Source organism: Providencia heimbachae ATCC 35613 (genome assembly GCF_001655055.1).
Taxonomy (GTDB): Bacteria; Pseudomonadota; Gammaproteobacteria; order Enterobacterales; family Enterobacteriaceae; genus Providencia; species Providencia heimbachae.
The window spans coordinates 114,168-136,287 of record NZ_LXEW01000037.1 but is presented as its reverse complement, the minus strand read 5'-3'; the positions used below and the strand labels follow the sequence as shown (position 1 = coordinate 136,287).

Below are 22,120 nucleotides of genomic sequence, written 5' to 3'. Positions count from 1 at the left end.
AACGGCTTGAAGTATGACGGGTATCTTTTTTTGGCTTTGTAACTTGAAAGTAACCCTTTATAACCTATTCGTCTACATATTCCATTGCAACACGTGATGTCAGCTTAGTCAGTAGTTCATAGTTGATGATCCCTGTTTGTGCGGCAATTTCCTCAACAGGCAAATCATTCCCCCACAAGATAACGTCATCCCCCACTTTATCTGCCGCATTTGGCCCTAAATCCACGACAGTCATATCCATGGAAATTCGGCCAATAATAGGCACTTTTCGTCCATTGACTAACACCGGAGTTCCCGATGGAACATTGCGTGGATAGCCATCGCCATAGCCTATCGCAACAACACCAAGACGAGTATCTCGTGCGCTGCACCATGTTTCACCATAACCCACACACTGACCAGCGGAATGCTCTCTTACCGCAATAAGCGTGGATTTCAGTGTCATTACAGGCAATAAACCGAAGTCTTTGGCACTTTTGCCTTCTTGAGGCGATGCGCCATACATCATAATTCCCGGTCGAACCCAGTCATAATGCGCTTCTGGCCAGAGTAAAATCCCCGCTGAGGCAGCAATTGATTTTTCACCTATTTTGCCTGCAATAAATTGCTTAAAGCATGCCAATTGATTGGCGGTTGTCGATAACTCAGGGGCATCAGCCTGACAGAAGTGACTAACAATATTGATGGGGAGTTCAACGTTTTTACAGGCTTGTAAGCGTTGATAAAAAGCTTCTGCATCTTTCGGTAATACACCAAGACGATGCATGCCAGTATCGAGCTTCATCCACACTTTTAATCTACAAGACAACTCAGCAGATTCGAACATTTCAAGCTGTTCAATACAATGGATCACAGTATCAATCTGGTATTCCACCATAAGCGGTAAGTCGTCTTGTTCAAAAAAACCTTCTAGCAACACAATGGGTTTAGTCACACCATGTTCCCGCAATAAAATAGCTTCTTTGAGGCGTGCAACACCAAACCCATCCGCCAACGCTTGAACCGTTGTGCCAACTCCAACTAACCCATGACCATAAGCGTTTGCTTTAACAACTGCAATCAGACGGCTATTTGGCGCCAATTCTCTAACTCGTTGCAGATTGTGTCGCAGAGCGCGGCGGTTTATTAATGCGGTTGCCGCTTTCATTTTTTCCTCGTTCGGTTTTTAATTTAACTCGCCTTTATCCTCTAAATAATTTGAGTTGTAGCAAGGCAGCAAGTGAACTAATCCCGAGGAGCATACGCAAGTATGTGACTAGGGTTAGAGAATGAAGCTAACACCGCTACAGCTCAAAATATGATGAGGATAGATTATTCGTCGCTGTAGGCAGGCCCAGCGTAGTTATCAAACCTCGACCACTGACCATTAAACGTCAGCCTCACACTACCAATCGGCCCATTACGCTGCTTACCCAGAATAATTTCTGCGACACCTTTGAATTCACTATTTTCGTGATAAACCTCATCACGATAGATAAACATAATTAAGTCCGCATCTTGCTCTATCGACCCTGATTCACGCAAGTCGGAGTTTACTGGGCGTTTATCGGCTCGCTGCTCAAGACTTCGGTTCAGCTGTGAAAGTGCGACCACCGGGACATTAAGCTCTTTTGCGAGTGCTTTAAGAGAACGTGAAATTTCTGCAATTTCTAAGGTACGGTTATCAGACAGTGACGGAACTCGCATTAGCTGCAAGTAGTCAATCATGATAAGACTCAACCCCCCATGCTCACGATAAATACGCCGAGCACGAGAACGCACTTCCGTCGGGGTCAATCCTGATGAGTCATCGATGTACATATTGCGTTTTTCCATCAATATTCCCATCGTACTCGAAATACGTGCCCAATCTTCGTCATCTAGCTGACCGGTACGAATACGCGTTTGGTCTACCCGTGATAACGAGGCCAACATACGCATCATGATTTGGTTTCCGGGCATCTCTAAACTGAAGATAAGCACCGGTTTTTCCTCGGTCATCGCCGCGTTTTCACACAAGTTCATCGCAAAAGTTGTTTTACCCATGGATGGACGTGCTGCTACGATAATTAAGTCAGAACCTTGTAACCCTGCTGTTTTTTTATCAAGGTCTTGATAACCTGTTGAAACCCCCGTCACACCATCATGAGGTTGCTGATAAAGCTGTTCAATTCGCTCAACGGTTTCAGACAAAATAGCTTCAATGCCTTTTGGCCCTTCGTCTTTATTTGTCCGTGATTCAGCAATTTGGAAAACTTTGCTTTCAGCCAGATCGAGTAAATCTTCGCTGCTACGCCCTTGCGGATCATACCCTGCATCAGCGATTTCATTTGCTACTGAAATCATATCGCGAACAATGGCACGTTCGCGGACAATATCTGCATAGGCATTGATATTCGCCGCACTTGGCGTATTTTTTGATAATTCGGCAAGATAAGCAAAACCACCAACACTGTCTAATTCACCTTGCTGTTCTAACGATTCAGAAAGGGTGATCAAGTCAATGGGCTTACCTTGCTCAAGCAAAAATTGCATTTGCGAGAAAATAGTACGGTGAGGACGACTAAAAAAATCAGCCTGAGTGACACGCTCGGAAACCGTATCCCAACGCTCATTATCCAGCATCAACCCCCCTAAGACAGACTGCTCCGCTTCAAGAGAATGAGGTGGAAGTTTTAGTCCTTCCATTTGATGGTCTCGAGGGGCTTTTGCCTTGAAATCTGATGAGGGTTTTTTAGCCATTCTATATTATCCACGTCTATAATTAACCAGCCGCTAGTATACGCCAAACTTGCACTCGTTGTGATTTTCTTTCTCATGTCTGAGTCGTCATCTTATGCGTAAGATGACCAATCTAACCCGCAAATATATAATTCTTGTGATGCAAACATGGCGTTATGATGGAACGATTGATATTGTTAATAAAACGAACATATCTATTGGAGAGTATCATGGCAAAACGTATTGAATTCACACAACATGGCGGCCCTGAAGTTCTAAGCGTTGTAGATTATTCCCCTAACAACCCTGCCGATAATGAAATACAAATTGAAAATCATGCTATTGGTATCAACTTTATCGACACTTATGTGCGTGGCGGGTTATATCCTGTTGCTAAGTTACCCAGTGGTCTAGGAACAGAAGCCGCAGGTGTTGTAGTCAAAATAGGAGCCCATGTAACAGGCTTCAAGCCAGGCGACCGAGTTGTCTATGCCCAAGGCCCTTTAGGGGCTTATAGTGAAGTGCATAATGTCCCTGAAAGTGCAGTAGCACATCTACCCGATGGTATTTCGTTTGAACAAGCAGCGGCCTGCTCACTAAAAGGTATGACGGTTTACTATTTACTCAATCAAACCTATCAAGTTAAGCGTAACGAAATCTTTTTATTCCATGCCGCGGCTGGTGGCGTAGGGCTTATTGCTTGTCAGTGGGCAAAAGCGTTAGGTGCGAAAATGATAGGGACAGTTGGCTCACCTGAAAAAGCATCACGAGCCAAACAGGCCGGTGCATGGGACGTGATCAACTACCAAACTGAAGATATTGCAGCACGAGTAAAAGAGATCACCAATGGCGAAAAAGTCAATGTTGTGTATGATTCTGTAGGGGAATCAACATGGCTACCATCCCTTGATTCACTGAAACGCAGAGGGCTGATGGTCAGTTTTGGTAACGCTTCCGGTCCTGTGACAGGTGTCAATTTAGGGATCCTAAACCAAAAAGGCTGTTTGTACGTTACCAGACCGTCCCTTGGTGGCTATGTGACTAATAGAGAAGAACTAGATCAAGCCAGTAACGCTTTGTTTGATATGATTTTAAGCGGAAAATTAAACGTTGATGTGCCGAAAGAACAGATCTTTGCACTTAAAGATGCACAAATAGCCCATACCACTATTGAGTCAAGAAAAACCCAAGGCTCAAGCCTGTTAGTGCCTTAATCTATAAAAAACGCCAGTTATCAAATTCAATTGAACTGGCGTTTTTTTGACTCATAGGCTTAGTAAATCCCTTTTTGAGCCTGTTGTTGTTTGTATATCTGCTGGTTTTCTTTGATCGTGTTCAAAACACTTCCCTCATAGGGGTCTTGTTTCGGCGGGATTCTTCCTTTTTCGCCCGAACTTGAACATCCGGCAACCAATAGAACTAAAGTCATTGTCAGTAATAATTTCATCTATCACCTTTATATAATCAATCGAATGTTACTTTAATCATAATATACAGATTATCTTACTGTGAAAAATGGAGACAAAAACCAACAGTTAATTTATGTTTTGTTTACTCACCACGAGTGACTAATGCGAGTGCTTGCTCAACAACCGCTAAGTCTGCACCTTTTTTATGTGCGTTTTCACTTAAATAACGACGCCATTGACGTGCACCTGGGATCCCCTGAAAAATACCTAACATATGACGTGTCATATGACCAAGATAAGCACCTTTAGAGAGCTCATTTTCAATATAGGGGTACATTTGACGAACCGCTTCGATAGCATCGACTATTGGGTATTGTTCACCAAATAGTTGGTTATCTACCGCCGTTAAAATGGATGGATTTTGATAAGCTTCCCGCCCTACCATCACCCCATCAAGATGTTTTAAGTGTTCTTTGGCTTCATCTAATGTTTTAACACCCCCATTAATTGCCATGGTGAGGTGCGAAAAATCACGTTTGAGCTGATAGACCCTTGGGTAATCTAAAGGCGGAATTTCTCGGTTTTCTTTTGGGCTAAGACCTGACAACCATGCTTTTCGGGCATGGATGATAAACATTTCACAGCCACCTTTGGTCGAAACTGTATCAATGAAATCACACAAAAACTCATAACTATCTTGCTCATCAATACCAATACGGGTTTTTACGGTGACAGGAATTGAAACCACGTCCTGCATGGCTTTAATACAATCAGCAACTAATTGAGCATCACCCATTAGGCAAGCACCAAAACGACCATTTTGCACTCGGTCTGATGGGCAACCTACATTAAGGTTTATCTCATCATAACCGCGCTCTTGAGCCAATTTTGCACATTGTGCCAGCGCAGCAGGATCACTACCGCCAAGCTGTAACGCAACTGGATGCTCTTCTTCGCTATAAGCCAGATAATCGCCTTTACCATAAATAATCGCCCCCGTTGTTACCATTTCGGTATAGAGCAGAGTATTTTTACTCAGCAAACGGTGAAAATAACGGCAATGACGGTCAGTCCAATCGAGCATCGGCGCAACGGAGAAGCGGTTTAAATTTTGATAGCCTTGCGTTGACGTATTGCCAGCAAGTTTTGAACCTGATGTATTTTGGTGCATGGTGATCTTTTGTGTTGATTTCGATTATTCGGCTCCAATAATAAAGAACCAAAAAAATAAGGATGAGCATTATAGCATAGAGGTACAGCAGTGCGATGTATTACCAATTAATGAATTTAATTGCATCGTCGAAATGATTAGCCACTGATATAAATATTTATATCAGTGGCTAATTTAGCATTCTAATTACATGTAAATGACCAATTCTTATAATCACACGAATTAATATTTACACCTTATTTTAGAGAAAAAATTTCAATAAAATAATAAGAATATTTTTATTACTTAGTTTCTGCGCTCATGGTTACTGTATTACCCATGCGAGCACTCGTAATCGTATAGCTATCAGCACCAACAGCTTTCGCTTTCGCTGCAATAATCGCTTCGGCAGAATCAAGTGTATCGCTAGTTGCTGTTAATGTTGCAGCAGATGCGCCAAATGCCATCATGGATAATACAGAAGCAGTTATCAGTGTTTTGATCATATTCATTATGTTATTCCTTCATCGTTTATTCAGTGAGGCAACCCGTGTTGCCTTCGATGAAAGTATCATACACTTGAATTGAATTTAGATTAAAGCGGATAAAATCGCTTATCATTATCAAATAATTTGAATTAAATATAGACATAATACTGATTTGCTATTTAAAAAAAATTATGAAAAAACTGATACGTAAAATGCATAGCGTGCTTTACCCATATTTGAGTAAAGCACGCTACTAGGACTACTTTTTATTGAGAGAAACCTGACCAAATGTCATAAAAATCAAGGTATTTCCGGCAATCCCACGGTAAGCACCTTGCTGATTTCTGAGCTCACAAGCTAAAGCGGTTAGCTGCCATGCATCGTATTCTTCAATATGGCTGATACGCCCCGTTAATAGTGAGTTATTACTACGTTCACCATAGGCTTTAACCGCAACCGCATCTTGAGTTAACTTAGCTTCAATCGATGAATTCGCCCAGCCCCACATCCAACTCCCTTGGTTTTGATCGTAAGTTCCAACAATTTGCACGGGCGCTGTCGCAACAATATTATCTGGCGCATGAAAAATAATGGTTCCTTCATCTTGATCAACCGACCAATCTGCTTCATCCAATTTCCAACTATCACAATGAAATTGGTTTTTAGCTTGCAGAGAGCTCATGCTGCGTTCAATTAATGTCTCATAAGGCATTTGTTCGAGGTTATCATTCATCACGTTCTCCCTATTAATTAAACTCCAGTAAATCTATGCCTAGCCGATGTTTTTCAATGCGTTGATCACCAACAGCCAAAACTTATCATGATCGAGCTTCATAGCAACCTGTGTATGGCAATCTTCAGGGGCTGGATGGCGGAAATCGGCGACTGTCATACCCAATGTTAGTGCCCCACTTAGTTCAATATCGACGGGGACTTTTTGAGTTGTCATTACCGATGAATCAATCACATAGGCCACTGCGCAGGGGTCATGGACTGGCGGGGAATCGAAACCTTGAGCTTGCTTATACATCTTGCCAAAAAAGTCTAATAACTCGACGACAAACTGTGAACATTGAGTGCCAATATCTGCAATTTTGGCGACCACTTCAGGAGTGGCAAGCGCTTGATGCGTGAGATCCAGCCCAACCATTGTCAGCGGCCATTTTTCATTAAAAACAATATGGGCGGCCTCTGGATCTATCTTAATATTAAATTCAGCGACAGGGCTCCAGTTGCCAACATGATAACCGCCTCCCATCAACACCACTTCTTTGACTCGCTCGACAATACGGGGCTCAAGTCGTGCTGCTAAAGCAATATTGGTCAACGCACCAGTAGGTACTAACGTAATTGTTTTTGGTGGATGAGACATAATGGTGTCGATAATTAACGAAACCGCATGTCGTTTATCTAACGCTAGCGTCGGTTTCGGCAGTTCAGGGCCATCAAGCCCTGACTCCCCATGGATATCGGGAGCAACTTCAATATCACGAACTAATGGGCGTGCTGAACCCGCAGCAAATGGGATATTGCGAATTTTCGCCATTTCAGCAATAGCGAGTGCGTTGTAGGTGACTTTTTCAAGAGTTTGATTGCCTGCAACAGTGGTTACCGCTAGCAAATCAATTTCAGGGTTTCCGTAGGCCAGTAGAAGTGCAATTGCATCATCATGACCCGGATCGCAGTCGAGGATAATTTTTTTTGTCATTACCTTACCTTCTTTGTTAAACCGGAATCAGCTATTTCTAGTCTGACTCCAATTTAACTATCTGGTAAAGCAAAAGCTAGGCATTGTGTCTGAATACGAAAAAATGACCTAAACCTAAAAGTGGGGTGAGCATTCAATTGGTTATTAATTTTGAAATGAAAAAAGAAGCCAATGGCTTCTTTTTTCATTTCAAATAATGTTGCTTGTTTTGCTTTGTAATACTTGACTATATTGATTTGCTGCTCTCAAATCAGAGGCTATTTGCTCTTATCGCTGGCCATCTCGGGCGCTTCACAGATCCCTTTACATGATTATAGACAGGGGGGACTCATTCCCGGTCTCACAAGAAGATAACAAAACCCAGCAATATCGTCAAATAAACATACTACTTTTTAATGCGTCCATTAAGAGGACTAAATAGGCATAATCCATCGACTTTCAAAACGTCGCTAGCACTATGAATATAATTTTTGGCAGAAATAATCGTTGAACCCGTCGCAAATAAATCATCAATGAGTAGAACCTTTTTGTCATGAAAATTCCCTCCCTTGAAAGCCAGAGGAGACACATATTTTCTAAATTTTGTGTTTACATCACCGATTGAAAAATTAGAGCCTGATTTTTTAGCTGAATTAATCGCGTTGATAATATTCACCTTAGCATTATGAGGCGTGCCCTGATCAGTATTGATTTGTTTTAATACATCTTCACATGATGCTTTTCTAAAAAAATCACTCACCACACAACTATTAGTAAACAGTTCACTGATTCTTTTTGCTAAGTAATACGATATTTTATGACTCGACGGCATAGGTATAATTAAATCGTAAAGAGTTCCTTCACTTAATCGTCCTTTAAAAAATAACATCATAATTTCATATATATGCAAACAAAGGCTACCGATAGAATCCTTAGTAACATAAAGCCCTCGTTTTCTTTTTAGTGCATAAATTAAAGGACAATTATCACCTAAATTAGCGGTATATGATTTTTGCCTTAAAAAAATGGAATAAATCTTCATAGGATTATGATAGCAACGCGTTATTGATTCCGTGGGATTCCCCTTTATAAGGGTATTTCCAAAATTTTTCACATTATGATCAACCTCAACCAGACCCTCTTTACTAATTAAAAACCCCATAATAACTCCACAAATAAGTGACTCAATTAAGTAAATATTAAAAATAAAAGTCATATATTACAGAACATTATGAATATAATTTAATTTTCAGACCATCTTTTATTAATATTAAATAGATCAGAGAGGAAATAAAGAGAGTTAATGGAAGGGAAGACTTGAAATGATATCGTGAAAGTTTAAATTAAACCGGAATCAGCTATTTCTAGTCTGACTCCAATTTAACTATCTGGTAAAGCAAAAGCTAGGCATTGTGTCTGAATACGAAAAAATTATTTTAAAACATGGGCATAGACACGTTTTTTCTCACCTTCATTTTTCGAAACATAAACCCCTTGCAACTCAGGTGCAAAGCCCGGCAGTGCATTAATACCCGCTTCTAATGCCTTAAAGTAGCGTAAGACGGGCCCTGACCACACTTCACCAGGAACTACACATAACACGCCTGGTGGATATGGTAGTGCGCCTTCAACCGCAATGCGCCCTTCGAGTTCATCGAGTGGTAATAACTCACAATTTCCGCGAATGAACGCCAAATGTGCTTGTTGCGGGTTCATTTTCACTTCAGGAAAATGTTTTTTGCGAAACATTTCTTTCTGTAGCTGTTTAATGTTGTCATCAACACTGAGTTGGTGCATTTCTTGGCACAAGCGACGTAAGGTATAGCCTTGATAATGTGCTTGATAACGCTGATACACTGACGGTAGTACATCTTCAAATAATGCATCTTCATCCAGTAATTGTTCAAAGCGCACAAGGTGAGAAACCAATAACTCTAATTTTTCGCTTGTCTCTGCCGGCGTTAACAAAAATAGGATAGAATTCAAATCACATTTTTCAGGGATCACCCCATGTTCACGCAAAAAATGCGCCAAAATGGTCGCAGGTACACCGAAAGACTCATACTCACCACTTTCCACATCAATGCCCGGCGTTGTCAGCATTAACTTACAGGGATCGACGAAGTATTGGTCTTGTGCATACCCATCAAAAGCATGCCAACGTTCTTTGGGAATAAAGTTAAAGAAGCGCTGTTCTGATGCGATTTGTTCGGTTGGATATTCATGCCATGGCAATCCATCAACAAGTTCAGGAAGAAAAGGCCTGAAATAACGGCAATGTTTAATGATCGATTTTCGTACCTCAATGCCTTGTTTAACACATTCCATCCACATCATTTCACCCGCTTCACCTTGGTGCATCCGCGCATTCACATCTAACGAAGCAAATAATGGATAAAAAGGGCTAGTTGAAGCATGCATCATAAAAGCATTATTCAGTTTTTTATGAGAAACAAAACGAGCCTGTCCTTTGATGTGATTATCTTTTTTATGAATTTGAGAGGCTTGTGAAAACCCGGATAACTGTTTATGTACCGATTGCGTGACCATAATACCGGGATCATTTTCATTCAATTCCAGTAGCAATGGCGAGCATTGACGCATCATTGGTATGAATTGCTCATAACCAACCCAAGCAGAATCAAATAGAATGTAGTCACATAAGTGACCTATTTTATCAACCACTTGCCTTGCGTTATAGACAGTCCCATCATAAGTACCGAGTTGGATTACCGCTAAACGAAACGGTCGGGTCGCTTGTGCTTTTTCGGGCATCACATCAGTAATTAATTGACGTAAATAGTGTTCTTCAAAACAGTGCGCATCAATCCCACCGATAAAACCAAAGGGATTGCGTGCCGTTTCCAGATAAACAGTAGTTGCCCCCGCTTGAATTAGCGCACCATGATGATTTGATTTATGGTTATTTCTATCAAATAAAACTAAATCACCGGGTGTTAGCAGCGCATTAAGCACCACTTTATTCGATGATGAGGTGCCATTTAATACGAAGTAGGTTTTATCTGCATTGAAGACTTTAGCTGCAAATTTTTGCGCTTCTTTCGCAGCCCCTTCATGGATAAGCAAATCCCCCATTGCTACGTCAGCATTACACAAGTCGGTGCGAAAAAGGTTTTCGCCGTAAAATTGATAAAATTGTTCACCTGTTGGATGGCGGCGAAAAAATTGCCCACCTTGGTGCCCCGGACAAGCAAAAGTCACATTGTGACCAGAGGCATAATCTACCATTCGGGCAAAAAATGGCGGTAATAACTGCTCAAGGTAACCGTTGGCAGCATCAAGCAACTGACGACTGTTTTCATCTCGAGCAGCCGGTGCTGGTGGTAATAATGCGGTCAAATAAGGACGATTTTTTCCATCATCAGGTAGCTGTTTATCGCTAATGATAAACAGCGGAATACTGAGCTTACTATCAGCAACCCTTTTCCACAGCCCTTGGTTGGCATCTTGTTCAGATAGTACCACCGCGGCAATATTGTTTAACTGCGCATCGCGAATATCTACCCACTGGAATTGACCCGTGAAATAGATAGCGACCCCCTGGCTACATGCCACATTGATTTTTTTCATGACAGTCTGGCTCTTGGTTAGCTGAGGAAAAGAGGCGGTCAATATACTTGATAGATAAGGCGATTGGAATGACTCACTCAGCCTCAAAAATAGAAAGAGGCGGATAAGTTAATTATTTTTTATAAGCCACTGGTTAATAGCATAAAAATTTTAATTATTTTTTTGCAGATGACAGAACATACACAATGAATAAGAATATATTTAAAGAATAAGCAACTAATACACTTAAATTAAAAAGTGTATTAGTTGGTCAATTTATGCTGATTGGGACGTTAGTTGTTTTTTTCCATATAAAGTGTTTGCGTTGGATAAGCAAAGTCCGCACCGTGACGTTTTACTATCTCAATTATTTTTAAATACACGTCTTGTTGAGCGGCTAGCCACTCTGCCCAAACAGTTGTTTTAGTAAAGCAATACACCATAATATTCAAAGAAGAATCTGCAAATGCATCAAAATAAACTAACATGGTTTGCCCAGTATCAATGTTCTCATCTTGCTGTAACATAGTTCGGATATCACTGACGATCGCACTGACTTTATCCGCATCTTCGTAGCGTAAACCAATTTCTGTTTTAATCCGCCGATTGGTCATACGACCTGGATTTTCTACACTGATCGATGAGAATACGGAGTTAGGTATATAAAGAGGACGATGATCAAAGGTGATAATTTTGGTAATCCGCCAGCCGATCTCAACAACGGTTCCTTCTATATTTCGGTCTGGTGAACTCACCCAATCGCCGATATTAAACGGACGATCAAAATAAAGCATAATTCCTGAAAAAAAGTTGCTCAGAATATCTTTACCCGCCATACCAATGGCAATACCACCTATGCCACCAAATGCCATCAGCCCTGATAAGCTCATACCAAAATGTTCGCCAAATAACAAAATAATGACGACAAACACTGTGGTCTTAAATATTCTGGCAATAATCCGAGCGGATGTGGGGTCGCTGCCTTTTTTAATTTGCTGCTTCTCTAAGCGGTTAGCGAGTTGAAACAATTTTCGCATCAAAATTAAGGCAATAAGTGCAACAGTAATAAAGTTGATCAGTGGCGTGGAAATAAACGTCAAATTGAAATCGCTGGCGGCCATATCTAAGTATTGTGCGGCAACAATAACAACGCCACACAAAACGATTGTTTGTATTACATGCACTAAAATGCTTTTTCGCTTGTGCTTATGTTTTTTACTTATGGCCTCGAAAATCACAAATAATGCAAGACAAACAGCAATAATCGTCATGCCGATGGCATACTTTTCGAGTAATAATTCAATCATATCAAACCGCCCTGAGACTTCATTCTAAGTTGTTATTTTTAGTAAATTTACTGGCTAAGGGCTGTTGCTGCGTATCGTTTTACCCTTAGCGCGGCACTCTAAGTTAAGAGTGAAATTAAGACTAAGATAACAATTATAGATATAATTTTCCCAATAATTATCAAGTACTTTTTCACATTATCTAATTATGATGACTTGTCTGTTTTTTAAATAAAAAAATAGGCAGCTCCATTGGCCGCCTATCTATTTATTTTTACTCACTACTAATAGCTACTTTTCAACACCCGTCGTGACCGTAAATTGACGCGTCTCTCCTGCCTCTAACCAAATTAAGGTTTGGTTATTTTTAGCGGCAATAAAACCTTCAGGTCGGCAAGTGGCAGGGAGAACAAATGCACCCACTTTTTGATCGCCATTATATAAAATCCAACGAGTAGCATAATTAAGCTCCGCGGAGTTAAAGCGAGTAATAAATGTATTTCCTGATGGAGATGTCATCCTAAATTCAGGTTTAGCGGTGTATTGAGCTAAATCATCCATAAAGAATACAATTTCAGGATCACACATTTGTGGCTGGTTAAGTTGATTCAGTTTTATTTCACCGGACTTCAATGACTGATTAAATTCCAGCCATTGCTCAGTAGGATGTACATGTCCGGGAATAGATTCGCGTAATCTAATCGCATTCTCAGGAATGTTTTGGCTCAGTGATGCGTTATCAACATAGGCATAATTCATATGGCACATATATTGAAGCGGCATAGGAACTGAGGCCAAATTAGTGACTGACATACGGATATCAAACAATGCGCTATTCGCATTGAGTTGCACAGACGGCGAAGCACGATAATGATGACCAAAGCCCATCACATATTCATATTCCCCTCCAATACGTAAACTCTCTTCCGTCAACTCAAGCCAAGCTTGGTTCATTGGCGCACAGGGCATTTCGCCGTGTAATGGATGGTTATCCTCTGGTGATGGGCAGCCATTACTAATAAGACCTGAATGAAAAGCAAAACAACCATAGGTTTCAATAACGGTTGGCACGCGTTTAGGTTCTGAAAACATATTTTCCATTTTCAGATTTTGGCCATAAAATTCCGCATCCCAAATCATTTGCCCTAAAAATGGCAAAATAGTTAAATAACCGTGCTGATTTTCAATTCTTAATCCTTCAACGCCAGAGCTATAACAAAAAGCCGTCGCTGAGAATTGGTCATTTTTCAAAACTAAAGTCGGTTTTTCCGTAAATAAGCTTTTGTGAAGTGGAATTATTGTGTTCATTTTCATACTCACGGTTTGATGAGAAAAATGGGATAGGCGTATGCCTACCCACGGTTTTATTTTGCGCTTTGCTTTGCTTTAAAGCGGCGTTCACCGATAAAGTAAATACCAACATAGATAAAGCAGAACATAGAAACTAAGAATGAAAGTTGTAGAGAATGTAATGCGTCAGCAACATAACCTTGAATTGCAGGGACAAATGCCGCACCGACGATAGCCATCACTATCACCGCACCCGCCATTTCAGTATGTTCGTTATCAACAGTTTCGAGTGTGCCTGCATAAATAGTTGCCCAGCAAGGCCCAAATAGAATACTGACCATCACTGCTGCATACACCGCGGTAAAGCTTGGTGTAAATGCAACATAAGCAAGGAATAGCGCTCCGATGACAGAATAGATAATTAAAACTTTGTCTGCGTTGAAGCGAGTCATTAGGATATTGGCGATAAACTTACCAATAAAGAAACATCCAAAGCTATACACCATAAAATTCGATGCTTCACGCTCATTAATATCACCCATTTCTAACGCTAAGCGGATGGTGAATGACCACACTGCGACTTGCATACCAACATACAAGAATTGTGCAATAATCCCTTTTCTAAAGCGGCTATTTTTTGCTAAATATTTTAAGGTATCAACCGCCGATGGGCGTTTATGATCTTTCGTTTCAGCAACTTTACATTTTGGGAATTTAGTGATTAAAAACAATATCATCACTACAACTAAAACCATGATCATATAACGATATGGTTCTAGTGTATTTTCTAACATAGCAAGGCGAAATTGGTGCAATTGCTCTGGATTCATACCTGCCATTTGGCTTTGTAGGCTATCACCTTCAGAGAAAACCAAGTATTTACCCAGTAAGATACCGCCTGCCGCACCAATAGGATAAAAAGTCTGGCTGATGTTAAGGCGTAGAGTCGCATATTCTTTTGGACCAATCATCGAACTATAGGTATTCGCTGCCGTTTCAAGGAAGCTTAAACCAATCGCTATCGCAAAAATTGCCGCTAAAAACATGGTGTAGGTTGCCATGTGTGAAGCAGGAAAAAACATCGAACAGCCCGCGATATACAGGATAAGCCCAACCATAATGGCATATTTATAACTGGTTTTTTTGATCACTAATGAAGCTGGAATAGCGATCAAAAAGTAACCGCCATAAAAGGCACTTTGGACTAAAGCTGATGCAAAGTTACTGAGCTCGAAGACACTTTTAAACTGTGTGATTAAAATATCATTCAACGCCGCCGCACATCCCCAGAGCGGGAAAAGGCAAGAGAGTAGGATAAATTGGAATAGAGGGGTCTTACTCAGGTAACCATCCGGTAACTGAGTGATGTTTTTAATGTTCATAGGTAACCCTTATAATTATAATATTTACTCGTCATATTCCAAGTTTTAGGAAGATTTTCGGGTACAGCCAGTCCATCTTCCCCTTGGAAAATAACGTATATTAGCTATTAATCTGAACAAACTCCGTAAATTGCTCAATACTTGGGTAAGATGATTGAGTCCCTTTTCCTGTCACACTAAATGCAGAAAACATAACGGCTTTTTTCAATGCTTCTTCGATATTTCCTGTGTGTACATAGTAGTGAGAGAAACAGCCAATAAAGGCATCCCCTGCTCCACTGGTGTCGATAGCATTCACTTTAATTGCAGGGATAAAGAGTTCGCTATCACGCGTCATCCACAACGCCCCTTTCTCACCTAAAGTGACAATAAGGTTTTTCAAACCTTTATCTAAAAGAGACTGTGCAGCACGACGGATGTTGTCCATGGTATCAACTGGCATGTTGGTGAGAATTTCAAGCTCAGTTTCATTTGGTACAAAGAAATCACAACGACACGCAAAGTCGAGGTCAAGCGTGCGCAGTGCCGGTGCAGGATTTAACAGTACGGGGATGCCATTTTTATTACCGAACGCAATAGCGTGGTAAACGGTTTCCAGTTGCACTTCAAGTTGTAAAACGATCAACTTACATTTTTTGAGATCTTCTGCCGCACGCTCAATATCTTCAGGAGAAAGAAATTTATTCGCGCCTTTCACAATTAAAATGCTATTTGATGAGCTTTGATTCACAAAAATAGGAGCGACACCGCTAGAAGTACAAGGTACTTTTTCCACATAACGGGTATTGATGCCGTAAGATTCAAGATTACGGATCGTGTTATCAGCAAAAATGTCATCACCGACTTTTGTTAACATAATCACTTTTGAGTTAAGCTTAGCAGCAGCAACAGCCTGATTTGCGCCTTTACCGCCGCAACCAATTTTGAACGCTGGCGCTTCTAGCGTCTCACCTTCTTTTGGCATTTGATCGATGTAAGTGATCAAATCGACCATGTTTGAACCTATAACTGCTATATCCATAATGTCCCTCGTGTTAAATAAATCACATAATGATATGATAGTAACATTATCATGTTGCAAAAATATCATTTGTGATTAGGATCTCGAATAACGAATGATCAAGTGTTATATCTGCCACATTTCCTCATTCATTGTTACCTAGGGATAATGGATGTTTCAGGCTCAATTGTTGTTCGAATTAAAAGCATGAAGCTTCTACAGCCCTAAATCACATTTATATAGGAAGGTTTAAAATGCAAGATTTAGCAAAATATATTGACCACACACTGCTTGCTGCTGATGCTACCGTGAATGATATCAAACAGCTATGTGCTGAAGCTGCAGAGTATCATTTTGCCTCTGTTTGTGTGAATACCGCTAACGTTCCTTTAGCCAGTGAATCTCTGAAAAACAGCGACGTTAAAGTTTGCTGTGTGGTAGGATTTCCTTTAGGTGCTTGTTTAACAGAAGCAAAAGCATTTGAAGCGGCTGAAGCTGTTCGCCATGGCGCTGATGAAGTTGATATGGTTATCAACGTGGGTCGCCTGAAAAGTGGTGATTTAGATTTTGTTCGCAAAGATATCGAAGCGGTATTTGCTGCTTGCGGTAATGCGACATTAAAGGTTATTTTAGAAAATTGCCTGTTAACTGATGAAGAAATTACCCAAGTTTGTGAAATTTGCCGCACATTGAAAGTCGGTTTTGTGAAAACTTCAACAGGATTCAGTACAATGGGCGCTACCGAGCATCATGTTGCGTTAATGCGCAAAGTAGTTGGTGATGACGTTGGCGTTAAAGCATCCGGTGGTGTTCGTGATCGTGAAACCGCGATCAAAATGATAGAAGCCGGTGCTAACCGTGTTGGCGCGAGTGCAAGTATCTCGATTGTTACCGGAGAAAAAGCAGCTCCAAGTAAATACTAAATGATGAGGCGCGGTAACTCCGCGCCAATTAACCAACCATTCATTAAGTTAGCTGAATGTGATTACACTCAACTAGCCGTATTAGATAAACGGTATGATCATCAAATAGCTTTGCTTGATACTCGCCTATAATGCGAATTATTTTGTGTATCAAAAAAGGATGGAAGGGTGATAGAAACCAAACAAAAAGAGCGTCTTCGCCGCTTAAGTGAATGCCTGAAACGCTCAGGTCGTATTCATCTTAAAGAAGCCGCGAGGATACTTGAAGTGTCAGAAATGACGATCCGTCGTGATTTAAGTGCTGATACTGAAGGCCCAATCCCGATGTCACTTCTCGGTGGCTACATTGTTTCTGTCACACAACCCGCAGTCCTTGCCACACAAGATCAACAAGCAGATGTTTTCACTCCCGATCAAACCGAAGAGATCTACATCCCTAACCTTGCCGCCAGTATGGTCACTGAAGATGATGTGATCTTTTTTGATAATGGCATCGAGATGGCAACCTTGATCTCGTTGATCCCTGATGAAATTAATTTCACAGGAATTTGTTACTCACATAACGTTTTTCTTGCACTGAGTCAGAAAAAAAATGCTACCGCCCTGTTATGTGGCGGAGAGTACCGAGCCAAGAGTGACTCTTTCTATAGTCCAACCTTGCCATCACTTCTCGACTCAATAAACCCTAAAAAAGCGTTTATTTCAGCTGCTGGTGTGCATAGCTCCTATGGGGTTACTTGCTATAACATCGACGATTTGCCGATGAAGAAAAAAGCCATGGAAAAATCGATTCGCAAGATTTTACTGTCGCAATACAATTTATTTGACGAGGTCGCCACCGCGAATATGGGGGAACTATCCCAGTTCGACGTTATAATTACCAATCGACAACTCTCTGATGAATATGAAAGTTATTGCCGAAATAGCTTTGTAAAAGTAATTTTCTAAGCCGACATGTACATTTTTATACTCATTTTCGACACGTTTTGCTGATGTGTCGATTCAATCAACACATTCCCACGACATGTACATTTTCATGCTCATTTTCGACACGTTTTACTGACGTGTCGATTTCACCTTTCTAACTGCGCTTGATTAAACCTTTATCGTTAAATAATCTTCAGCCATTTCAGTGTTCGGGAACTCAGCTTGGCATTCGGCTAGCAGCATCGGAATATCGTTGGTGCTATAACGCCCACTTAAGTGCGTTGCAACAAAACGTTTAACCCCTGCTTCACGTGCCAGTTTTGCCGCCTGACGGGTCGTTGAATGCCCTCTTTCATTGGCTTTGGTTTCAAATGCCGTTTCTAAGGTGGTTTCATGGACCATTAAATCGGCATCTTTAGCTAATAACAATGCTTGTTCAGTCGGCTCTGTATCACCAAAAATCGCGATCACTTTCCCTGCGATAGGCTCACCTAAATAATCAGCCCCATTGATAACTCGCCCCTCTTCAAGGGTAATCGTTTCACCCGCTTTTAGCGCTTGCATCCACGGGCCTCGAGGAATGTTATCTTGCGCTAATTTATCTGCATCTAGTGAACCGGACTTAGCATGCTCTTCAATACGGTAACCATAGCACTCCACACGATGCTCAAGGGAGTAAGCCGTGACAATCAACTCACCATCATCAAATAGCTGTCCTGCCTCGATTTCAATAATTTCAAGTGGATAAGTCATATACGATGCACTCACCGACAAGGTTGTCTCGATATATTGCTTCAATCCCTTTGGCCCATACAGCGTTAATAAATCAGTAGAACCACCCATTGAACGGCTACAAAGCAAACCGGGTAAGCCAAAAATATGATCGCCGTGTAAATGCGTAATAAAGATTTTTTCTATTTTTGATGCTTTAAATGGGCTGTTTAAAATACGATGCTGGGTGCCTTCGCCACAATCAAATAACCAATAACTTTTACGGATACCAACTAAATTCAATATCATACTGGTCACATTGCGTTCTTTTGTCGGCACACCCGCACTGGTACCTAAGAATGTTAATTCCATTTTATCTCCTAACTTTTGTTATTATTAGTATTGTATTGTTATTCTTAACGAATTGTTTCCCAATCCAAGTCAAATTTAGCTAAATATTTTCTCAATCTATCCGCATCATTAGGCTGTTTTTTCTGCTGCCTAGAGACGGAGAATAACGCTCGCCCCGCTTCAGATAGCGACGCTGAACGGCGGCATACGCCCAGTACGGTTATTAGCTGTTGCTGATCAAATAAATCAATATCACCAATTTGTGCAGGTAATTTATTACTCTGTTTTGTTTGCCATTGGGCTTGTAAACGCGCAATTTCCTCTTCGACAACCGATAAGGTTATCCGTCCACGTTCTGCGAAAGTCGCCATACGATTAATCGACGCCCCTAACTCACGAAAATTACCTCGCCAAAGTGCTTGAGGTGAGCAAGCAAATTTCACATAAACTTTGCGAGCTTCGCTATCAAAACGAATTTGGCTTTGCTCATTTTGGCAAAATCGGGTTAATTCATAATCAATATTTGGCTCGATATCTTCGCGGCGCTGGGCAAGCCCCGGCAAAATGAAAGTCCACATGTTAATACGAGCGTATAAATCTTCGCGAAATTTTCCCTCTTCCACCCACTGCGCTAAATTGCGATGAGTGCCTGCAATTAACTGAAAATCACTTTGTACTTCGTTGTCAGACCCAAATGGGAAGAAACGTTTTTCTTCAATCGCTTTAAGTAACATCGCTTGTTCATCGAGGCCTAATTCAGCTATCTCGTCTAAAAATAAGATGCCACCATCGGCTTCTTTTAATAAGCCACCCCGCGCCGTTAATGCGCCCGTAAATGCCCCTTTTATATGACCAAATAGTGTCGACATGGCATTATCACCGCGTAAAGTGGCACAGTTCACTTCGATAAATCGACCTTTTACTTGGTGCTTACTCTGGCGTAATTGATAAATTCGCTTTGCGAGGAAGGATTTACCTGCCCCTGTGGGCCCATTCAACAATATTGGCGCTTTAGAGCGCAGCGCAACACGCTCGATTTGCTCAATCATGGTGTTAAAAGCGGCATTGCGTGTGGCAATACCGGATTTGAGAAAAGACACTTGCTGCTGCTGTTCTTTTTGGAAACGACTCGTGATATTCGTGTATCGACTCAAATCAAGATCAATCACCGCATGAATGCCAGTCGGGTCTTTTTCTCTATCGCCCTGCGTCGGTGAAGTTTGGATTAGCTTGGCAGGTAAGTAATGAGCTTCGGTGAGTAAAAACCAACAAATTTGAACTACATGCGTTCCCGTGGTGATATGCACCAGATACTCTTCATTTTCAGTATCGAATTGATAATCTGATGAAAAATCGAGTAATGCGGTATAAACCTCTTCAAAATCCCATGGATCAGCGATGTCGACTTCACGAAGTACCACTTCAGTCTGCGGTGATGCCTGCTCAATATCCTCTTTTACCCGACACGCCAACGTATAATCGTTAACCTGATGAATTAATTCAAAACGATGAATATCAAAATCCGGCTGCTGACATAACCCTACCGTTGGTCGCCATTTAGTCCAGCGATTGGCTCTTTTGCCACGCCTATCTAAAACAGTCCCCAGAACACCAATCACAACTTTGCGTTTTTCATTCATGATAATTTTATAAATATTTATAAATTACGATATAAAAAGATATGAATTAGCATAATTCATTTCTATCCAAAAAGTAACGCAAGAATACCGAAAAACAATTAATAATTATAAATCAATGCAATACGATTGCTTTTAATTTATTTTTCAAAGTTGGCACGCTTCTGGCAATACTATAAACATCCACTGCCGGGAATGGTGTGAACTTAGGTTCAACCGGTGCAGACATGGTGGCATTAGTCATTGCATGGTCTGTATTCCGCCGTCGGTAAGATACCTTTGGTAATAGCCTCGCTATCGGGTTCGAATCCTGAAACTTACATCTCAAAATGTATAAAAGGTGGCTGATGTTAGGTCACAAAACGTTATCCGTGCAACTGTACCGGGTCACGAGCAGAAGAATCGACAGCCAAACTGGCACTCCATTTTTCCCCTCGAAACTTCGTCTTTCACTTCGATAACGCCCAATAATAAAAAAGGAAAATAATAATGAAAAAAATAAATATCGCACAAGGACATATTGCGCTGACTTCTAAGAATGGTGATTTTAAACAACTACTCACTGCTGGTGAGCACCGTCTTTATGATTGGTTTAATAAACTAACTGTTTCACTATTTACCTTAAATAATGATCCAATTGATGAAAAGCTGGCTGACCATCTACGCCAATTTCATCCAGATTGGGTCAATCAATACTGTATTGACATCACCTTGGCAGATGATGAAATTGGATTTATTTATTTGCACAATAGCTTAACGGAGATTTTGCCGCCCGCGACACGTCGATTGTACTGGAAGACAGGCGAAACATTGAAAATTGAAATTCAATCTGCCGAAGAAGTGCTAATTAACCCAATGCTAGTTTCACGATTAACCGGTAAAAAACGTATAAAAGGCAACGAATTAGCATTGATAGCGCAAGTACCAGCATGGCATGTGGGAATTTTTAAAGTTGATGGTGAGATCAAAACGCTTTTACAACCGGGTACTTATGGTTACTGGAAGATAGCCCATAAACCCGAAGTTGAAATGATTGATACGCGTTTACAAGCACTGGAAGTCAGCGGTCAGGAAATTCTAACTAAAGATAAAGTGACATTGCGTATCAACCTTTCTGCCAACTGGCGTTATGCAGATATTTTATTGACGTTATCGAAGTTAAGCCAACCAATAGAATATCTATACCGTGAGCTACAATTTGCTTTGAGAGAGATTGTGGGAACCCGCTCTTTAGATGAATTATTAGAAAATAAGCAATTGATCGACCAGCTAATGATGGATCAAATTGTCCCCAATGCCCTTGAATTTGGTTTAGAAATCGATAGCGTGGGTGTGAAAGATATTATTTTACCGGGAGATATGCGCGCCATATTGTCCCAAGTGGTCGAAGCTGAAAAATCAGCACAAGCTAATGTGATCCGTCGTCGCGAAGAAACCGCGGCAACCCGATCGCTGCTAAATACCGCGAAAGTAATGGAAAACAACCCAGTTGCATTGCGCTTAAAAGAACTTGAAACCTTAGAAAACATTGCGCATCGAATCGACCAAATTTCCGTTTACGGTGGATTAGATCAAGTATTAAACGGATTGGTAAAAATTAAGGCATAAA

20 protein-coding genes are annotated in these 22,120 nt (G+C 40.9%); 4 read left to right on the top strand and 16 right to left on the bottom strand.

The features are described 5' to 3' along the window. Positions 1–64 precede the first annotated feature (64 nt). Together alr and dnaB are read right to left on the bottom strand one after the other, a co-directional pair. On the bottom strand, positions 65–1,147 hold the full coding sequence (gene alr / locus M998_RS13140; protein ID WP_068909271.1) for an alanine racemase: 1,083 nt from the start codon (positions 1,145–1,147) through the stop codon (positions 65–67). 164 nt (positions 1,148–1,311) lie between these two features. Beyond that, positions 1,312–2,721 carry a replicative DNA helicase gene (gene dnaB / locus M998_RS13135; RefSeq protein WP_068437567.1) on the bottom strand — a complete coding sequence of 470 codons (1,410 nt, stop codon included), beginning with the start codon at positions 2,719–2,721 and terminating at the stop codon, positions 1,312–1,314. Between the two features lie 209 nt (positions 2,722–2,930). Between dnaB and M998_RS13130 the strand changes: the two genes are divergently transcribed. After that, positions 2,931–3,914, top strand: coding sequence for a quinone oxidoreductase (locus M998_RS13130; RefSeq protein ID WP_068909269.1), 984 nt, complete (start codon positions 2,931–2,933; stop codon positions 3,912–3,914). A 59-nt stretch (positions 3,915–3,973) separates the two neighbouring features. Here the strand turns inward: M998_RS13130 and M998_RS19665 are convergent, their stop codons facing one another. The 11 genes from M998_RS19665 to rbsK all read right to left on the bottom strand — a co-directional run bounded on the left by M998_RS19665 (position 3,974) and on the right by rbsK (position 15,983). Continuing rightward, a complete protein-coding gene (locus M998_RS19665) occupies positions 3,974–4,147 on the bottom strand; it encodes a hypothetical protein (RefSeq protein ID WP_166696035.1) in 174 nt (57 codons plus the stop codon). 104 nt (positions 4,148–4,251) lie between these two features. Then, positions 4,252–5,280, bottom strand: a complete 1,029-nt coding sequence (dusA, locus tag M998_RS13125) for a tRNA dihydrouridine(20/20a) synthase DusA (protein ID WP_068909268.1) — start codon at positions 5,278–5,280, stop codon at positions 4,252–4,254. Between the two features lie 281 nt (positions 5,281–5,561). Next, positions 5,562–5,771, bottom strand: a complete 210-nt coding sequence (locus M998_RS13120; RefSeq protein ID WP_068909266.1) for a YdgH/BhsA/McbA-like domain containing protein — start codon at positions 5,769–5,771, stop codon at positions 5,562–5,564. 235 nt (positions 5,772–6,006) lie between these two features. Further along, entirely contained in the window at positions 6,007–6,480 is a 474-nt protein-coding gene (locus M998_RS13115) for a DUF6882 domain-containing protein (protein WP_068437553.1), read from the bottom strand. A gap of 39 nt (positions 6,481–6,519) precedes the next feature. Beyond that, positions 6,520–7,455, bottom strand: a complete 936-nt coding sequence (gene uriH / locus M998_RS13110; protein WP_068909264.1) for a uridine-preferring nucleoside hydrolase UriH — start codon at positions 7,453–7,455, stop codon at positions 6,520–6,522. A gap of 385 nt (positions 7,456–7,840) precedes the next feature. Beyond that, on the bottom strand, positions 7,841–8,596 hold the full coding sequence (locus M998_RS13105; RefSeq protein ID WP_068909263.1) for a phosphoribosyltransferase: 756 nt from the start codon (positions 8,594–8,596) through the stop codon (positions 7,841–7,843). A 269-nt stretch (positions 8,597–8,865) separates the two neighbouring features. Further along, a complete protein-coding gene (locus M998_RS13100) occupies positions 8,866–11,025 on the bottom strand; it encodes an ornithine decarboxylase (RefSeq protein ID WP_068909260.1) in 2,160 nt (719 codons plus the stop codon). A 272-nt stretch (positions 11,026–11,297) separates the two neighbouring features. Beyond that, positions 11,298–12,311: a mechanosensitive ion channel family protein gene (locus tag M998_RS13095; protein WP_068437541.1), complete on the bottom strand. Its 1,014-nt coding sequence runs from the start codon at positions 12,309–12,311 to the stop codon at positions 11,298–11,300. Between the two features lie 270 nt (positions 12,312–12,581). Next, on the bottom strand, positions 12,582–13,598 hold the full coding sequence (locus tag M998_RS13090) for an aldose 1-epimerase family protein (RefSeq protein ID WP_068437755.1): 1,017 nt from the start codon (positions 13,596–13,598) through the stop codon (positions 12,582–12,584). Between the two features lie 56 nt (positions 13,599–13,654). Further along, positions 13,655–14,962: an L-fucose:H+ symporter permease gene (gene fucP, locus M998_RS13085; RefSeq protein ID WP_068909259.1), complete on the bottom strand. Its 1,308-nt coding sequence runs from the start codon at positions 14,960–14,962 to the stop codon at positions 13,655–13,657. A gap of 100 nt (positions 14,963–15,062) precedes the next feature. Next, positions 15,063–15,983: a ribokinase gene (rbsK, locus tag M998_RS13080; RefSeq protein WP_068437537.1), complete on the bottom strand. Its 921-nt coding sequence runs from the start codon at positions 15,981–15,983 to the stop codon at positions 15,063–15,065. Between the two features lie 233 nt (positions 15,984–16,216). Between rbsK and deoC the strand changes: the two genes are divergently transcribed. Both deoC and deoR read left to right on the top strand, forming a co-directional pair. Then, positions 16,217–16,885 carry a deoxyribose-phosphate aldolase gene (deoC, locus tag M998_RS13075; RefSeq protein ID WP_068909257.1) on the top strand — a complete coding sequence of 223 codons (669 nt, stop codon included), beginning with the start codon at positions 16,217–16,219 and terminating at the stop codon, positions 16,883–16,885. Between the two features lie 168 nt (positions 16,886–17,053). Next, a complete protein-coding gene (gene deoR / locus M998_RS13070) occupies positions 17,054–17,833 on the top strand; it encodes a DNA-binding transcriptional repressor DeoR (protein WP_068437531.1) in 780 nt (259 codons plus the stop codon). Between the two features lie 147 nt (positions 17,834–17,980). On the opposite strand, the gene rnz is transcribed toward deoR, so the two are convergent. From rnz to M998_RS20105, 3 genes are all read right to left on the bottom strand, one after another. Beyond that, complete coding sequence (gene rnz / locus M998_RS13065; protein WP_068909255.1) at positions 17,981–18,895, bottom strand: ribonuclease Z; 915 nt, start codon at positions 18,893–18,895, stop codon at positions 17,981–17,983. A gap of 44 nt (positions 18,896–18,939) precedes the next feature. Beyond that, positions 18,940–20,514 (bottom strand): RNA repair transcriptional activator RtcR, encoded by a 1,575-nt coding sequence (gene rtcR, locus M998_RS13060; RefSeq protein WP_068909253.1) that lies wholly within the window; start codon positions 20,512–20,514, stop codon positions 18,940–18,942. A gap of 112 nt (positions 20,515–20,626) precedes the next feature. Then, positions 20,627–20,755, bottom strand: coding sequence for a hypothetical protein (locus M998_RS20105; RefSeq protein ID WP_269451643.1), 129 nt, complete (start codon positions 20,753–20,755; stop codon positions 20,627–20,629). Positions 20,756–20,997: 242 nt separating this feature from the next. Between M998_RS20105 and M998_RS13055 the strand changes: the two genes are divergently transcribed. Further along, positions 20,998–22,119, top strand: coding sequence for a slipin family protein (locus M998_RS13055; RefSeq protein ID WP_175403168.1), 1,122 nt, complete (start codon positions 20,998–21,000; stop codon positions 22,117–22,119). Position 22,120: the final 1 nt, after the last annotated feature.

What these genes read in the sequence shown, in the direction of transcription:
- alr (WP_068909271.1), bottom strand. Translation starts at nt 1,147, where the DNA reads ATGAAAGCGGCAACCGCATTAATAAACCGCCGCGCTCTGCGACACAAT.
- uriH (WP_068909264.1), bottom strand. Translation starts at nt 7,455, where the DNA reads ATGACAAAAAAAATTATCCTCGACTGCGATCCGGGTCATGATGATGCA.
- rnz (WP_068909255.1), bottom strand. Translation starts at nt 18,895, where the DNA reads ATGGAATTAACATTCTTAGGTACCAGTGCGGGTGTGCCGACAAAAGAA.
- rbsK (WP_068437537.1), bottom strand. Translation starts at nt 15,983, where the DNA reads ATGGATATAGCAGTTATAGGTTCAAACATGGTCGATTTGATCACTTAC.
- M998_RS13115 (WP_068437553.1), bottom strand. Translation starts at nt 6,480, where the DNA reads ATGAATGATAACCTCGAACAAATGCCTTATGAGACATTAATTGAACGC.
- M998_RS19665 (WP_166696035.1), bottom strand. Translation starts at nt 4,147, where the DNA reads ATGAAATTATTACTGACAATGACTTTAGTTCTATTGGTTGCCGGATGT.
- M998_RS20105 (WP_269451643.1), bottom strand. Translation starts at nt 20,755, where the DNA reads ATGACTAATGCCACCATGTCTGCACCGGTTGAACCTAAGTTCACACCA.
- M998_RS13095 (WP_068437541.1), bottom strand. Translation starts at nt 12,311, where the DNA reads ATGATTGAATTATTACTCGAAAAGTATGCCATCGGCATGACGATTATT.
- M998_RS13090 (WP_068437755.1), bottom strand. Translation starts at nt 13,598, where the DNA reads ATGAACACAATAATTCCACTTCACAAAAGCTTATTTACGGAAAAACCG.
- M998_RS13105 (WP_068909263.1), bottom strand. Translation starts at nt 8,596, where the DNA reads ATGGGGTTTTTAATTAGTAAAGAGGGTCTGGTTGAGGTTGATCATAAT.
- M998_RS13100 (WP_068909260.1), bottom strand. Translation starts at nt 11,025, where the DNA reads ATGAAAAAAATCAATGTGGCATGTAGCCAGGGGGTCGCTATCTATTTC.
- M998_RS13120 (WP_068909266.1), bottom strand. Translation starts at nt 5,771, where the DNA reads ATGAATATGATCAAAACACTGATAACTGCTTCTGTATTATCCATGATG.
- dusA (WP_068909268.1), bottom strand. Translation starts at nt 5,280, where the DNA reads ATGCACCAAAATACATCAGGTTCAAAACTTGCTGGCAATACGTCAACG.
- dnaB (WP_068437567.1), bottom strand. Translation starts at nt 2,721, where the DNA reads ATGGCTAAAAAACCCTCATCAGATTTCAAGGCAAAAGCCCCTCGAGAC.
- rtcR (WP_068909253.1), bottom strand. Translation starts at nt 20,514, where the DNA reads ATGAATGAAAAACGCAAAGTTGTGATTGGTGTTCTGGGGACTGTTTTA.
- fucP (WP_068909259.1), bottom strand. Translation starts at nt 14,962, where the DNA reads ATGAACATTAAAAACATCACTCAGTTACCGGATGGTTACCTGAGTAAG.
- deoC (WP_068909257.1), top strand. Translation starts at nt 16,217, where the DNA reads ATGCAAGATTTAGCAAAATATATTGACCACACACTGCTTGCTGCTGAT.
- M998_RS13130 (WP_068909269.1), top strand. Translation starts at nt 2,931, where the DNA reads ATGGCAAAACGTATTGAATTCACACAACATGGCGGCCCTGAAGTTCTA.